Origin of the sequence: Oculatella sp. FACHB-28, assembly GCF_014696015.1 — a bacterium.
Classification (GTDB): domain Bacteria; phylum Cyanobacteriota; class Cyanobacteriia; order Elainellales; family Elainellaceae; genus JAAUTN01.
Genome location: NZ_JACJPJ010000066.1, coordinates 57,559 through 72,247, shown reverse-complemented (window position 1 = coordinate 72,247; position 14,689 = coordinate 57,559). Strand labels below are relative to the sequence as shown.

Below are 14,689 nucleotides of genomic sequence, written 5' to 3'. Positions count from 1 at the left end.
GTCAGGAACTCGAACTCGAACTCGAAGCCAAAACTGGCTCTGGTTGGGGTGTGGGTTTGCGACTATGCTGCTTGCCTCTGGGAGTAATTAGCCAATTGTTGTTGCCATGTAGGTGATCGTATAGCCCCACCAGCGCGATCATGTTTTTGAAGGTGATATACGGGAAAAACAACAGCATGTGCTTGATGTAATAGGTCACTGGGTAGCGCACAAAAGCAATCTTTGCTGTTGCTAAAGTTTGATAAATTCCGCTAAACAGCGCCACAACTGTACTCAAAAATAGATACTGATTGTCAGAAGATTCAAATGATCCCTGATAAAGGAACAGACTTAGGACAATCGGAATAATTTGGATGGCAGTTATGGAATAAAGCTCACAAAAATAGAGTAAATAAGTCCAGTAAACCTTTTGCCACAGACTCAGCTTGGGCGATCGCCAGACTCGGCGCTGATATTTGAGGCTAACTTCTAACCATCCCTGTGCCCAGCGTTTGCGCTGAAACCAAAAAGATTGTCCATCAACAGGTGCAAGCTCCGTGGTGATGATGCTGCGGTCATGCAAAATGCGATAGCCGTTCAGCAAGGTTCGCAGTGAAGCATCAATGTCTTCAGTCAGCATCATTGGGTTAAAGCGGATCTGCTTTAAAACCGAGGTACGCCAGTAGCCGTTTGAGCCACCAAAAATGCTGGAGTCTGTCAAGAAAGATTTGGCAGGATGGCTAATCCCATAAAGCGTCTCAAATTCTATCGCGACGTTTTCGGTCAGCAGGTTTTGACCGTGATTGCGAATAATGTTGCGTCCTTGAATGACGTCATAGCCCCGCTCAATCCAACGCCAGGCCCGAAAGAAGCAATCTGGAGCAGGATGATGGTCTGCATCCAACACACACGCAACTTCACCCGTAACAATATCTAATGCAGCATTGAGGTTTTCGGCTTTGGAGCGACTGCCCTCAACTCGCAACAAACGTAACTCCGGATAAGACTGAGCAAGACTGTGCAGGTCATCTTCCACAGGCAGGTCTATCGGCGTGTTGTAGGTGAGAATCACTTCTAACCCACCTTCAGGGCGCTGTACGTTGAGCAAGATGTGCCTGAGTGTATCTAGGATGATCGACTGCTCGTTAGGCAGATAGGCCGCAATCAAAAACGAGCAACGCGGCGTGGGCCGCTTTGGCTCGGGGAGTCTGGAGCCACCCATCCCTAACAGTGATTTGGTGCGTTGGTGAAATTGCCCCAATCCTGACTTGACGTTGTACTGGTCTGTGGCAAAGCGGCGAAATAAGGCGTTGGTGGTTTCTGCAATGATGATCAATGCACTAGCCATGTAGAAGGTGGCGATCGCCATGTGCAGGTTCATCAAATCCCATCCTCCTACTCGCAAACAGTAGTAAAAGATGGTGGGGACACCAATCAACACAACGTGGGTATAAATCAGCTTGTGTAGCTCGATTGTCCACTTCGTCACTTAGTTACCCTCCGGAGGTTTTTTAGATAAATCTTGAATCGACAGGTGTTTGATGGCTAGAGGAGGTGAAAAGAAAAGGTGAGGGAAGAAGGTGCCTAGTAAAGTCGGTTCAGGGACATAGAATGCGACAAAAAAATAATAGTGTGAGGAGTAACTAAGAGAGTGAGTTGTATTTGGAGCCATTGCGACTGATTGAGGAGTCGTTCAAGGAGGAGTGGGTGTCCGGTTCCAGGTCATCCTCGTTTAGCCACAAAATTCTTTGACCATCAGTAATCTGACAGAGAAAAACCTCCTTGTCGTCTAGCAGTCGCTCTATTTTTATCACGGTCCAGCCTGCTTCGTTCCGATATCGGACGCGATCGCCAACCTGAGGCAACCAGGACCGAATTTGAATCTTGGGGGCGATCGTCAGCACATAGTCAAGATCACGCAGTATGCCCATAACCACTCGCTGAAGCAGCGGAGTCGCATGGTCTGCCACCATAGCCAAAAGTAGCGTTGCGACAATCATGGCTGGCAGCAGCAGCCAGTACAACACGCGGCTATCTTCAACCACCAGATTGATGGTTCGATCCAGCACAAAATCGTGGATCAGAAAGTAGCTGTAGCTGTGTGCCCCCAGCCAAAGCATCGTTGATTTAGCGAGGCGAATTTGTGCTAAAGCCTGAAATGCCACCATGCAGCAAAGGGTTAGACCAATCGGCAGCAGCAAATCAGCAAATACCCAGCCCAGGCGCGAAAACTGGCAGATGAAACCCATTACGTAAAACAGGATGCCAAATCCCAGCACCCATCGTGTCGGCCAAAACAGTGGCCCTTGCCCCGCGCGGTAAGCCCGTGCCACCACCATGCCTAGAACAAAGGTGCTGAGCTTAGCAATAAACGGTAGAAATGGCAGCCAATCTGTGGCTGTATCTAGAACAACATAAGTGGGATGTCCGTCAAATTTGTAAACTGCTAGTGCCCGATAGCCAATCGTTAAAGCAAGGCTGACAATCAGCAAATTGCGAGATCCCCACCGCCGGAGCAGATGCCACAGGAAAGGGAAAATCAGGGCAAAACTGAGAATGAGAGGCACAAACCACCAGGGTCCACTGCTCTTTAGCAGCAGTTCGCCGGAGTACTCAAACAGCAGCGGAAAGCTAGCACCCGCGAAAACGTACCACAAGTCGGGTCTGTAGCTGTTTGTTGCGATTCCAATTGCCCATAGGAAGGGGTAAGACAACCAAGCAACTGTCCAAAGGGGCCAGAGAATCCGTAAAAGCCGATGCTGCAAAAAACTGCCGACTTCTAAGGGTTTCCCTTTTAAGGACAACACCAAACTAAATCCGCTGATTAAAATGAAGATATCAACAAACTGAAACCCAAACCAGGCTGGAAAGCTAAGAATATAAGTTAGCAAGTTGTGCCCCAAGCGATCGCTTGCTACCTCAATCAAGCGGAGATTCGCAGCTAAGCCCAATGGTTTTGGGGTAAATGCATAGTCTGTAAACAGAAGCTGAGCGTGATAAACCAGAAGCATCACTGCGGCAAAAATCCGAATTCCTTCTAGCCACGCTAACCGTTGTGATGATGAGCTTTTCACAGCAGCCATAGATCCTTACACCTCTTCAAGAAGGGCTTAAATTTGGCAGTACAAGCTGTCTGGAAAAACTTGCATTTCCAGACACCAAATGCGGCTACTTGCGCTAAAAGACCAAACTCGAAGCTAATTGGGTTAAACGGTTTGAACTAAATCAATCTGAATCCAGGATTTGAGACTAAAAGATACAAAATCTCAATGACAAGCTGGTTTCAAAACAGCCTTTTTGTGCAAACAAAAGGGCGACCCTACTTGGCTGAGAAAAACTCTCAGCATCTACTCACATATGCTTTTCTAGAAAATTGTCACGGTTCATAACGGGTCTTCTCGCTAATTCGTCACTTGTAACAAAAATACGTGTATATTACATCACTCCGAAGTTGTACATATTTCTTCATGTGTTGATGAAGAATAATTGAAGAATAATACCATTTTTCCTTTGGACTGCTAAGTTTCCAGTCCGCGACCGCTGAAAAGTATTGCTTATCACCCTTGGTGAAATTTTTGGGGACAAACAAATAGCAGTAGCAGGCGCAACCCCCTGCCAAAGCAAAGGGATTAGTTCAATTGCTTCTGCTATCAAACAGAGAGTGCTAGCGGGGCGCTTCGTCTCTACCAAATCTTGAAGCCTAACGACAGTCTCTAATCATCAACCTCACTGATGCGGCGCAGGTTGATGACATCGCTCATTTTGCGGATTTGAGTGAAGGTGCGATCGAGCTGCTGATGATCGCGAATGTCAATTCCCAAATCGATAATGGCGGTCTGCCCAGGAATGGTTTTAACTTGAGCACTGCGAACGTTAATATCGTGGTCGGTGAGGCGAGACAAAATATCCTTTAGCACGCCCACTCGATCAATCACTTCAATCTGGATTTGCACCAGGTAGGTGTGGACGCGACTGCCATTTGTAACGGTTGAATTCCAGCTAACGGGAATCAGGCGATCGCCCGGAATGCTCTCCGTATTTTGGCAGCCCTGCCGATGAATGGAGATGCCGCGACTGCTGAGGGTAACAACGCCGATAATAGACTCGCCTGGTACTGGGTTGCAGCAGCGGGCCAGGTGATAAAGCAACCCTTCTACGCCAGTAATAGGGGAGTCAGACGGACGTGTGACTGGACGAGGGGCAGCGGTTGTACTGCTGGGCAATAAAACCATCTTGCCATCATCTACTTCAATCGCAGGCGCGATCGGTTGTTGGGCTTTAATGGCTTCTCTGATGCGGTTTACCACCAGATTAAGCGTCATTTCCCCGTAGCCCAGAGCAGCCAGCAGGTCTTCTACAGACTGGTAATTACATCGCTCTGCCGCACTTTGCATCGGGTCAGACTTGAGTAAGGCCTCAAAACCCTTTTTGCCTAGCTCTTTCTCTAACATCTCGCGGCCGCGCAGGATGTTTTCGTCCCGGTGCGATCGCTTGTACCACTGACGAATGCGGTTTCGTGCCCCCGTCGTCACCGCAAAATTGAGCCAATCTAGACTGGGGCGAGAATTTTTCTGGGTAATGATTTCGACGATGTCGCCATTTTTCAATGGAGTGTCCAGGGTGACAATTCGACCGTTGACTCGTGCCCCAGCGCAGTGATTGCCAATCTCAGTGTGAATGCGATAGGCAAAGTCCACAGACGTCGCACCCCGACTCAGCGGCACCACGTCTCCGTGGGGCGTAAACACATAAACATCATCGTCGAATAGATTGTCCTTAACGCTTTCCAGGTATTCCTGGGCATCTTTAAGGTCACTTTGCCAGTCCAGCAGCTGTCGTAGCCAGGTAAATTTTTCATCTTCAGCAGTCATTCTAGAACTGCTGCTGCCCGTCTCTTTGTATTTCCAGTGAGCTGCAATCCCGTATTCTGCAACGTGGTGCATTTCCAATGTGCGAATCTGCACCTCAACGGGTCTGCCTGTGTTACCGATGACTACCGTGTGCAGCGATTGATAGCGGTTTGGTTTCGGCAACCCGATGTAGTCTTTAAACCGACCAGGAATGGGTCGAAATGCATCATGGACGACGGCCAAGGCGCGGTAACATTCATCATTGTTTTCCACGATCATACGAATTGCAGCAACATCATAAATGTCGTGGAACTCTTTCTGCTGCCGCTGCATCTTTTGGTAGATGCCGTAGAGATGCTTGGGGCGACCGCTGATGTCATGACAGTGAACCCCTAGTTCCTCAAGGCGATCGCGCAACAGTGCTGCAACTCGTTCTAACCGCGCTTCTCGATCGGCTCGCTTGTCGCTGACAAACTGCTGCATCTCGCGATAAGCTTCAGGCTCCAAATATTTAAACGCCAGATCCTCAAGTTCCCACTTAAACCGACCGATCCCCAATCGGTTTGCGAGAGGGGCAAAAATTTCTCTCGTCTCTAAGGCAATGCGGCGGCGTTTGTCGTCCGGTAGGTGTTCGAGCGTCCGCATGTTGTGCAAGCGGTCTGCCAGCTTAACGACAATGACACGAATGTCTTGTGCCATTGCCAGAAACATCCGGCGAAAATTTTCTGCCTGACGCTCTTTCTTACTGGAAAAGTTGAATTTTGAGAGCTTGGTCACGCCGTCTACCAAACGCCGCACTTCAACTCCAAATCGCTGCTCAATTTCTTCGGGGGTGACCTCTGTATCCTCTACCACGTCGTGCAAAAAGCCCGCTGCAATCATGACGGGACTGCCGCCTAAATCTCGCAACAGCCCTGCAACGGCGATCGGGTGGCAAATGTAAGGTTCACCAGAGGCACGATATTGACCTTCGTGAAGACTGTAACCAAATTCAAATGCCCGACAAATTAACCCCGCATCAACCGGGGAGTCACTTGAATCACCACTACTGGAACTGGCACCGTCACTTCGCGTCCGCAGGCATTCTTGTAGCCAGCTGGGCAAATTCAAGCTGATAGGGAAGGGGGTAGTAGCCGTCACGTTCATGCTGTCACGCTTTAAGAGCTTGGAGGGCTCTGGAGTAGATGTTTGCTGATTCTACGGTATTTAATGTGATTTAGTATACAAACCGATGAAGCAGGTTTTGGTCCGCTTCAAATCTGGTGTGCTGCTGGAGAAGGCAGCTAGTGCAGCTAGTAAAGTTAAAAAGTTTCTTCTAGAGAAAAACCTTGGCATCTAGCCAGGTCACGATGATAGAGAAGTTCTACCAGAACTATGCTGGAATCTCGTGAAACTGCTGCTTGATTTTACAGTTCACCTTAAAATGCAAAACTTTGAAGTCCCTGTTCTACTAATATATACAAACTTCTTTACGTCTGAGCCTGATTCAGAAGTTCTAATTCAAATTAGACCTTAGAGGTGTTTTATGTTGTCGGGCTTGTCTTATCAACACTATCAACAGTTTCAAAATGCGCTGCGGCAGCTAAAGCTCACGGTAACTCGGTCAAACCCTGACCTTGCTTCGCTTCATGCCGATTTTTTGGAGGTGCAGCAAATGTTTCAATTACGAATCATGGGAACAGATTTGGATCAAATTGATCCGGCGGTGGTGTCGCAGGTGCAGTCTTATCAGACAGAGATCAATAAGCAGATGCGGCTGTTAGGGATGGATGTGATGTTCTTGCAGGCAGCCCGCCAGCCCACTACAGCCCAGCAAAGACAAGCTCAAATGAGCGATCGCATTGTTACCCTGATCCGCTATTGCGATGCTCTGTTGGGGTCTGAGTAGTGCTAAAAATGTCATGATTTTGTGAAAAGAGTTTGATTGGAGAAGTCGCTGTGCAGTGCCCTAAAGATAAGAAAGTAACCCTAACCGAGAGCCGCTTGTCCAGCGAACTGCCAGTGCAGTGTTGCCCCGACTGCAAGGGAACCTGGATTCCGGCTGAGGAATATCAGTCTTGGCAAAATCGCCAGCCCCGTTCAAATTCCTATCCAATGCCTAAAACGTTGGATGTCGATTACGTGCAGTCTCCGTTCGATACAAAGGCTGCTCTTTGCCCAGAATGCAACTGTTATTTGGCGCGGGCTAGAGTTGGGCTAAAAACTCCGTTTTATGTAGAGCGCTGCCCCAACTGTCATGGTATCTGGTGCGATCGCGGCGAGTGGGATGTTCTAGAGAAATTGGGGCTACATACCTCAATCGAGCAGCTTTTTTCTAGCGAATGGCAGGCACGGGTAAAAGAACGAGAATACGCTGCCCGCGAACGCCGTGCCACTGTCGAAAAATTGGGCGAAGATTTGGCTGAGAAAGTATTTGAACTAGCAGAATTACTGGAAAATCATCCTAACGGTGATTTTGGCGTAGCTTATTTGATGCGACGGTTTGATAAATAGGGGTTGGGGATTGGGGATTCGGGACTGGAGTTAGGAATTAGAAATAGCGACAGATGCAGGAGCGACATCTGGCAAAATTAGAGGTGACGAACTAACATGAGCCAGGGTTCAGTCTTTCCTAACTCCCAATCCCCAATCCCTAACCCCCAAGCTCCTCATGCCCAGCTATCAATTTCCTAACTCCTTCCTCTGGGGATCTGCAACTGCCTCTTATCAGATTGAGGGAGCGGTGAAAGAGGACGGGCGTAAACCCAGTGTTTGGGATACGTTTAGTGCGAAATGGAGACGAGTAATAGATCGGCAGACAGGGGCGATCGCCTGCGACCACTACCATCGCTATCCAGAAGATGTGAAGCTGATGGCAGACTTGGGGATCAAGCACTATCGCTTTAGCATTGCCTGGCCACGAGTCATTCCTGATGGGCGGGGAGCGGTGAATGAAGCGGGGGTGGACTTCTACAGACGGTTAGTAGACTGTCTGCGAGAGCATGGGATTACCCCACATGCTACGCTGTTTCACTGGGATAGCCCCCAAGCGTTGGAGGAGCGATATGGCTCCTGGCGCAGTCGGGAGATGGCGCAAGATTACGCTGATTATGTGACGGCGATGGTAACGCGACTGGGCGATCGCATCACTCACTGGATGACAATTAACGAAATTCCCTGCTTTACCCACATGGGCTACGGCACCAAGCAACCGCCCCACGCTCCTGGAACCGTCGTCAAAACTTGGAAGGAAGTTTGGCAAACGTCTCATCACGCACTGCTGGCACACGGGTTAGGCTGTCAGGCAATTCGGGCAGCTTCTCCAGTTGCCTGCTCGGTGGCGTTAGTGGATAATCCTGCTGTAACGGTGCCCATTGACGAATCGCCTGCTAACGTGGCTGCTGCTCAAAAAGCCTTTCCCACCTGCGGTCAAAACGGTGGAATCACTTTTCCGGCGCTGACGGGTGCCTACAGTCCCGCCATGCTAGAGCAGCTTGGGGATCAGGCTCCCGATATTCAGGATGGCGACTTGGCAACTATTCACCAACCACTCGATGCTATCGGGTTAAACATTTACACCGGAACTTACGTCCGAGCGGCAGACAATCCGCAAGGGTACGAACTGCTCAGCTTTCCTAAAAGCTATCCTCGACTGCACATGCCCTGGCTGCATGTCGTGCCGGATGCGCTGTACTGGGGCATTCGCCATGTCAGCGAAACGCTGGGGCGGGCAGATTTGCCCGTGCTAATTACAGAAAACGGCTGTGCGGCTGAAGATGAGTTGACTCGCCAGGGAGAGGTGCTGGATTGCGATCGCATCCTCTACCTGCGCGAGTACCTCAAAGCCGTTCACCGAGCCGTCAGCGAAAACTATCCCATCCGAGGCTATTTTGTCTGGAGCCTGATGGACAACTTTGAGTGGGCATGGGGCTACAGCCGCCGCTTTGGAATTACCTACGTAGATTACAAAACCCAGGCTCGGATTCCTAAATCCAGCTTCAACTGGTACGCCGAGTGCATTCGGCAAAATCGAGTGGTTTAGCCAATGCCTTCAATAATGGGATGGAAGAAGAATGCAAGCCCCAGGATCGCGTAGGCAGCTAAGAGCAAAGTTCCTTCCAACCAGTTCGATCGCCCATCTGAGCTGATCGAGTTGGCAATCAGCACCGCGACCGCGACTGCAACTAACTCAAATGGATTGAAATCTAGATCCATCGGTTGTCCCATTGCCCAACCTGCCAGCACCAGCACAGGTGCAACAAACAGAGCAATTTGCAGGCTGGACCCGACTGCAACCGAAACAGACAAATCCATTTTGTTTTTGATTGCCACCGTTACGGCTGTCGCATGTTCAGCCGCATTGCCAATAATAGGTAGCACAATCACCCCCGTAAACAGTTCCGTTAGCCCTAAGCCAGAAGTGGCCTCTTCAAGCGAACCGACTAAAAACTCAGATTCGATCGCCACAAATACTGTAGCAACGAGCAATACCACCACCCAAAGCCACAAATTTGGCTTTTCTGCGTGTCCTGCCTCACCTGCCTCGCCTGCCTCAAATTCAGCTTCTCCGACATCACATAGATAGCTGTGAGTTTTCATCGAAAACAGCAGGGTCAACCCGTAAACCAAAATCAACACGATCGCCACTGCAACAGACAAACGTTGCTGCGTCACCTCATCAATCCCGCTAGAGGTGAAATTTACTGCCGTAGGCAGCAACATCGCAATCACCGCCAAATTCATGGACGACGCATTCACCCTAGCTACCACAGGCTGAAAGCTCTGCTCCTTAAACCGCAACCCACCCAACAGCATCGCAAGACCCATCACCAATAGCAGGTTGCCAATGATCGATCCGGTGATACTCGCTTTGACCACGTTCACCAGTCCGGCTCGCAACGCAACTAAAGCGATAATCAGTTCTGTCGCATTTCCAAAAGTCGCATTCAACAGTCCTCCCAGTGTAGAACCTGCAACCACAGCGATTTCCTCGGTTGCCGCACCCATCCAAGCTGCCAGTGGCAGAATGGCAATGCTTGCAGTCACAAACACTGCAACTGCCCCCCATTCCAAATAGTGAGCCACGATTGAAATCGGCACAAAAACCAACAGGACAGTGAAAATCAAGTTCTTTGTTGACATGCAAGTCTCTAACCTTTTGGAAATGAACGAAGAACTATCGCTTGGCTAAACAGAAACCGCTGTAAACCTCACGCAGTTAGCATTAGACCATATTACTTCGCAGAAAAATGCCGTCCTGGAAAAGACAAAAAAAAGGAAGGCTAAACCCTCCCTCTTTTCTGCCCTAACTTAAACGTGTGCTTAGAAGTTGCGAGAATAATTACCGCTCTTATTGCCCCAACCGCCACCGCCGCCACCAGAGCGTCTATCGTTACTTCCTTCTTCGCGGGGTTTGGCTTTGTTGACGCGAAGGCTGCGCCCCATCCATTCAGCGCCGTCTAGCGCCTCGATCGCTGCATCTTCTTCTGCCTCAGCAGACATTTCGACGAATCCAAAGCCACGCGGACGGCCTGTTTCTCGATCGGTAGGTAGGTGTACTCGTTGAACGGTACCATACTCCGCAAAAACAGTACTCAGATCATCCTGAGTAACATCGTAGGAAAGGTTACCTACATAAATTGACATGGAATATCTCCAGAACTTGAGAAAAAGGGTGTAGAGAGAACTTGATCCGGAGAGTAGCCTGTCATACTGAAAGCCAACACTGCAACCGAATTCATACTCGGCTAGTAGTCTAACACAACCGATTCAATCGGCAAGGTTTTCAAAGTTTTGGATTGATTAATCTCGCAGTCCTAAGTTAGTTGTGAAGTGAGTGGTTCATGAGAGGCAAACCCCCAAGGAATGCGCCTCTTATCACCTATTTCGGCTTGCCATTTTTTCCTAAAAGGCCGTTTTGCAAAGCTATGTTAAGTTGCTGGGTCGGGACTGGTTTCGTCAGCTGTAGTGACTTTGGAAGAGAAAAATTGACTAATCCAGTGAGTGAGGATGTGAGAGAGCAGACCTAGAGGACCTGCAAACAGGCAAAGAATGAGAGAGTGAACCGTCCAAACGCCTGTCCGCTGACCTTCCCCGTAAATCCAGCGACCTACAAATAGATCCATCACTAGAAAATGAACCCAACCTGTTGCAGCAACCTGTTCACTCGAGAATAGGCGAGCAATGTCAGCCAGTTGAGGGTTAGAGAAATCTTGAGCAGTTTCAGGAGTAATGCTGCCTGCAAACAAGTAAACGTATAAGCTGGCCAGCACCACAAATGGCAGAAAAGACTGCATGACTTTGCGAGTCACGCCCCAGTTGGGCAATAGGATCATCAGCGCCCAAAAGGGCAGGACAAAAAGGTTGGCAACGTTAAAGAGGAGGTCGAGAGACATAAGGGAGAAATGAGGAACGAATAGTAGGTGGGAAGTAGTAGGGAAGACCTTGCTTTTACCGATCACCTACCTTAATAGTGAGTGCCTGTTTTGCGATGATGGATAGCGGTTTTAGCTTCGGGGTCTAGCACTTTACCGCGATCGACCGTGGCGTAAACGACCCAGTGGTCACCACATTCCATTCGTCCACTCACGGAGCATTCTAGATAGGCAGAAGCCTGATTGAGAATCGGTGAGCCATTTGGTGCTGTATCTGTATCTACGTCAACGAAGCGATCTTCTGCTGGGGCAAAGGGTTTGAGGAAATGCTTCATTAAACCCAGGTGCTTCCCTTCTGCCAAGATGTTGAGGACAAAGGAAGTGCCAGGATACATTAAGGATTCGATCGCCCGCTCTTTTGCAACTGCAATCGTAAGTCCGGGTGGGTTAAACGTAGCTTGAGAAACCCAGGAAGCTAGCATGGCACTGGCAACATCGCCTTGTTTAGTGGTGACGATGCAAAGCGAACCAACAATGCGCCCAACAGCTTGTTCTAAAGTGGTGGCGGGTTGGCGTGGCTCTCGTACTTTTTTCGCTTTTTTGAGAGCCTGAGCGAAGTCTGTACCGGCTTCTTCGCAGTATTTTAGGGTTACGTCGGTGGGTGTGAATTTAACGCGAATGGGGTCAAAGCCAAACCGAAAACCAGCATCCTTTAGCTTCCCTTCGAGCAGATCGATCGCTTCCCCGCTCCAGCCAAAGGAGCCAAATACGCCCGCCAATTTGTCTTGCGGCACGGTGGAGAGAATCAGACCCAGAGCGGTTTGGATTTGGGTTGGAGCATGTCCGCCCAAAGTTGGAGAGCCGATCGCAAAACCATTGCACTTTTCCAGGGCAGTCTGAATTTCGGTCGATTCAGCCGCTTCACAGTTAATTGATTCGACGGCGACTCCAGCTTTGGTGATGCCACGGGCGATCGCCTGAGCAATCGTTGCGGTGTTGCCATAGGCAGAGGCATACAGCAAGGCAACAGATAGATCTTGAGCCTTTTGCTGCTGGCTCCAGTTTTGGTAAGCGTGCGTCAACTCGGTAAATCCATAACGCACCAGCGGACCATGACCCGGCGCGTAAAATTTGACCGTGAAGGGAGCAATTTTTTCCAGTGCTGTGGTGACCTGACGAGCATTGGGAGCCATCAGACAGTCATAGTAATAGCGACGGTCTTCGCTCAATACAGACCAGCCTTCGTCAAACACCTGATCGCCACAGACATGCGCTCCAAAGAACTTATCTGTATATAAAATTTGGGTCTTGCTGTCGTAGGTGCAAAGGCTGTCGGGATAGCGCGGACTGGGGGTAGGAATGAAGCTCAACTGGTGTCCTTTGCTCAAATCAAGGACTTCGTCAGGCGTTCCGCGCATGATGCTAATGGTAAGCGGCACGTCTGGCAATGCAGAACGGAGGGCGATCGCCCCTGGATTTGAGCAAACAAAAGTAATCTGAGGTGCCAGTTCTAAAAGCACCTTCAGCGTTGCCGCCCGGTTAGGGTTGACGTGCCCCAAAATGACGTAATTTATCTGCTTGGGGTCAACGTGGCGCTGTAGCGCGGTCAAATAGATTTCAGTGAATGATTCACCGGGTGGGTCAACAACCGCAATCTGGTCTGCCGCAATCAAAAAAGAGTTGGCGGTCGTGCCTCGCTCCAAAGCATACTCAATCTCGAACCGGAGTCGATTCCAACTGCGCGATCGCAAAATCGTCGTATCCAGAGCGATCGGCAAAACCTGCACATCCCTCGGCTTTGACTCTGACATAAACACCTCATCAGCTAAGCAGTTGAAACCACAGCAGCACTGGTGGCAAGATTCATTCCTCCTCACTTTATCGTCAAATGGAGATATCAATGGGGGATGGTTGATTTGCAATACTTTCAGCTCTCAGAAGCATTGCAAATCAAAAGCGAATGTTTCCTCTAAGGGCGTAGCATTCGGCAGGTCAATCCCGGAACAGACCAAAAATTTCTGCCCGAATGTCACGCTTCGACAAAGCCCTGGGTTACACCAGACTCCTCAAACATGCTCTAAAACTAAGCTTTTCAGCCAGAAATTTCTGACTCTTGCTGGCTAACCTCTGGGATTTGAAGTTGCCTTGCATCTCCGTTTGTCTCTTCCCTAGAAGGGTCAATTTCCGGTAAAGGATGTTCTGCTACCGGATGGGTATGATCGTCTCGATGAGTCACAGTACGAACTGCAATCAGGAATTCTTTGAGCAACACTGCAATAGGAACGGCGACGACAACGCCCAGCAATCCTCCAATCCTGGCTCCAGCAAGAATGGCAATGAAGACCCAGAACGGATTTAAGCCTGTAACAGTGCCTAATACTCTGGGGGCAATAAAGTTCTCAACAATTTGCTGCACAATCAGCGCAGCTGCCAAAAGTTGAAATGCCAGTCCAATATTTTGCAACGCGACGAGTAGTGTTACTAGCACAATCCCAACGGTGCCGCCGAATGGCACCAGTGCCATCAGCCCAATCGTCAAGCCAAACAGCAACCCAAAAGGAACCTTGAGCAGCAAAAATGCTGAGGTGAGTCCCAACCCCATGCAGGTAGCTGAGATGATTTGCCCAAAGAAATAGTTTTGAAAGCTGAGCCTTAACGTTCGAGAGAAGGGCTGCTGAAGGCGGGCGGGCAACCAGCCAATCAAACTGCTCCAGATGGCATGGCTGTTTTGCAGCAGGTAAAATGTCAAAACTACTGTCAGTAGAATGTCTAGCAGCCTGACTACGGTGAACACAGTCAGGTTTAGCGCCAGATTCAGGGTTTGTCCGGCAACACCCTGCAATTCCCCGGTTAGTCGAGCATTAAGCTGGGCCGCTAATCCATCCAGGCTGATCGGCAAGCCTAATACACTGATGCGCTCGTCTAGCATGACGAGTTGCCGTCGCCCAGAGTCAATCCATTCGGGTAATCGTGCGACTAGCTGTTGGGCTTGCGTAAAGGCAAGCGGCACCAACGTCACGCCTAATGCCAACACAATTAGAATCGCCACCAAAAAAACCAGAATCGCTGCCTGCCCTCGCTTGATTCTGCCCTTTTCTAACCAGCGAACTGGGTAGTTCAGCAAAAAGGCAGACAGAGCTGCTGTCAGCAAGACGATGAACAGAGAGCGAAAATAGCCAAAAATTTCAGAAAACGCCCAGGCATTCAGCACAGTCAAAGGTGCGGCCAAGGCGATCGCCAATAGCCGCGAGAGTGGAGTGAGCGCTTCCCACCACCTGACCAATCTGCTTTTGGATGTGGATGACCTGGAACCAACCATGAAATCTGATCTTGGAGTGTCCTATTGGTTATTATGCGGGACTCCAGTACCAGATGCGTGTGTCTGAAGAGGAATACCAATTTTCAACTGCCTCCAACCCGCAAACTCAGTCTGAAGGAATTAGCGTCCTCAAGGTTCTCCCTTGCCTGAACTATCGGGCTGGAGAGCTTGACATCAGCAAGAATCGC

General features: G+C 49.6%; 11 protein-coding genes. 3 read left to right on the top strand and 8 right to left on the bottom strand.

Going from position 1 to position 14,689, the window contains the following annotated elements; all coding sequences use genetic code 11:
• Position 1: 1 nt before the first annotated feature.
• From H6F88_RS14435 to H6F88_RS14425, 3 genes are all read right to left on the bottom strand, one after another.
• The gene (locus H6F88_RS14435) at positions 2 to 1,468 is read right to left on the bottom strand and encodes a glycosyltransferase family 2 protein (protein ID WP_190643449.1); all 1,467 of its coding nucleotides are present in this window, start codon (positions 1,466 to 1,468) and stop codon (positions 2 to 4) included.
• A gap of 154 nt (positions 1,469 to 1,622) precedes the next feature.
• On the bottom strand, positions 1,623 to 3,062 hold the full coding sequence (locus H6F88_RS14430) for an acyltransferase (protein ID WP_190643448.1): 1,440 nt from the start codon (positions 3,060 to 3,062) through the stop codon (positions 1,623 to 1,625).
• Positions 3,063 to 3,692: 630 nt separating this feature from the next.
• On the bottom strand, positions 3,693 to 5,975 hold the full coding sequence (locus H6F88_RS14425) for a bifunctional (p)ppGpp synthetase/guanosine-3',5'-bis(diphosphate) 3'-pyrophosphohydrolase (protein WP_190643447.1): 2,283 nt from the start codon (positions 5,973 to 5,975) through the stop codon (positions 3,693 to 3,695).
• Positions 5,976 to 6,354: 379 nt separating this feature from the next.
• On the opposite strand from H6F88_RS14425, the gene patD reads away from it, so the two are divergent.
• The 3 genes from patD (at position 6,355) to H6F88_RS14410 (ending at position 8,850) form a co-directional block, all read left to right on the top strand.
• Complete coding sequence (gene patD / locus H6F88_RS14420; RefSeq protein ID WP_190643446.1) at positions 6,355 to 6,717, top strand: heterocyst frequency control protein PatD; 363 nt, start codon at positions 6,355 to 6,357, stop codon at positions 6,715 to 6,717.
• A 50-nt stretch (positions 6,718 to 6,767) separates the two neighbouring features.
• A complete protein-coding gene (locus tag H6F88_RS14415) occupies positions 6,768 to 7,322 on the top strand; it encodes a zf-TFIIB domain-containing protein (RefSeq protein WP_190643445.1) in 555 nt (184 codons plus the stop codon).
• Between the two features lie 157 nt (positions 7,323 to 7,479).
• The gene (locus H6F88_RS14410) at positions 7,480 to 8,850 is read left to right on the top strand and encodes a GH1 family beta-glucosidase (RefSeq protein WP_190643444.1); all 1,371 of its coding nucleotides are present in this window, start codon (positions 7,480 to 7,482) and stop codon (positions 8,848 to 8,850) included.
• Here H6F88_RS14410 and cax read toward each other — a convergent pair.
• From cax to H6F88_RS14385, 5 genes are all read right to left on the bottom strand, one after another.
• On the bottom strand, positions 8,847 to 9,950 hold the full coding sequence (gene cax, locus H6F88_RS14405; RefSeq protein WP_190643443.1) for a calcium/proton exchanger: 1,104 nt from the start codon (positions 9,948 to 9,950) through the stop codon (positions 8,847 to 8,849). The two genes, H6F88_RS14410 and cax, sit on opposite strands and share 4 nt — an antisense overlap.
• Positions 9,951 to 10,130: 180 nt before the next feature.
• Positions 10,131 to 10,454 (bottom strand): RNA-binding protein, encoded by a 324-nt coding sequence (locus H6F88_RS14400; protein ID WP_190643442.1) that lies wholly within the window; start codon positions 10,452 to 10,454, stop codon positions 10,131 to 10,133.
• Between the two features lie 284 nt (positions 10,455 to 10,738).
• Positions 10,739 to 11,203, bottom strand: coding sequence for an ABA4-like family protein (locus tag H6F88_RS14395; RefSeq protein WP_190643441.1), 465 nt, complete (start codon positions 11,201 to 11,203; stop codon positions 10,739 to 10,741).
• A 71-nt stretch (positions 11,204 to 11,274) separates the two neighbouring features.
• Entirely contained in the window at positions 11,275 to 12,993 is a 1,719-nt protein-coding gene (locus H6F88_RS14390; protein ID WP_190643440.1) for a diflavin flavoprotein, read from the bottom strand.
• A 281-nt stretch (positions 12,994 to 13,274) separates the two neighbouring features.
• Positions 13,275 to 14,501 (bottom strand): AI-2E family transporter, encoded by a 1,227-nt coding sequence (locus tag H6F88_RS14385; RefSeq protein WP_190643439.1) that lies wholly within the window; start codon positions 14,499 to 14,501, stop codon positions 13,275 to 13,277.
• Positions 14,502 to 14,689 lie beyond the last annotated feature (188 nt).

Bases quoted from the DNA above. Each gene is read 5' to 3' on its own strand.
- H6F88_RS14390 (WP_190643440.1), bottom strand. From the start codon at position 12,993: ATGTCAGAGTCAAAGCCGAGGGATGTGCAGGTTTTGCCGATCGCTCTG.
- H6F88_RS14400 (WP_190643442.1), bottom strand. From the start codon at position 10,454: ATGTCAATTTATGTAGGTAACCTTTCCTACGATGTTACTCAGGATGAT.
- cax (WP_190643443.1), bottom strand. From the start codon at position 9,950: ATGTCAACAAAGAACTTGATTTTCACTGTCCTGTTGGTTTTTGTGCCG.
- H6F88_RS14385 (WP_190643439.1), bottom strand. From the start codon at position 14,501: ATGGTTGGTTCCAGGTCATCCACATCCAAAAGCAGATTGGTCAGGTGG.
- patD (WP_190643446.1), top strand. From the start codon at position 6,355: ATGTTGTCGGGCTTGTCTTATCAACACTATCAACAGTTTCAAAATGCG.
- H6F88_RS14430 (WP_190643448.1), bottom strand. From the start codon at position 3,062: ATGGCTGCTGTGAAAAGCTCATCATCACAACGGTTAGCGTGGCTAGAA.
- H6F88_RS14410 (WP_190643444.1), top strand. From the start codon at position 7,480: ATGCCCAGCTATCAATTTCCTAACTCCTTCCTCTGGGGATCTGCAACT.
- H6F88_RS14425 (WP_190643447.1), bottom strand. From the start codon at position 5,975: ATGAACGTGACGGCTACTACCCCCTTCCCTATCAGCTTGAATTTGCCC.
- H6F88_RS14395 (WP_190643441.1), bottom strand. From the start codon at position 11,203: ATGTCTCTCGACCTCCTCTTTAACGTTGCCAACCTTTTTGTCCTGCCC.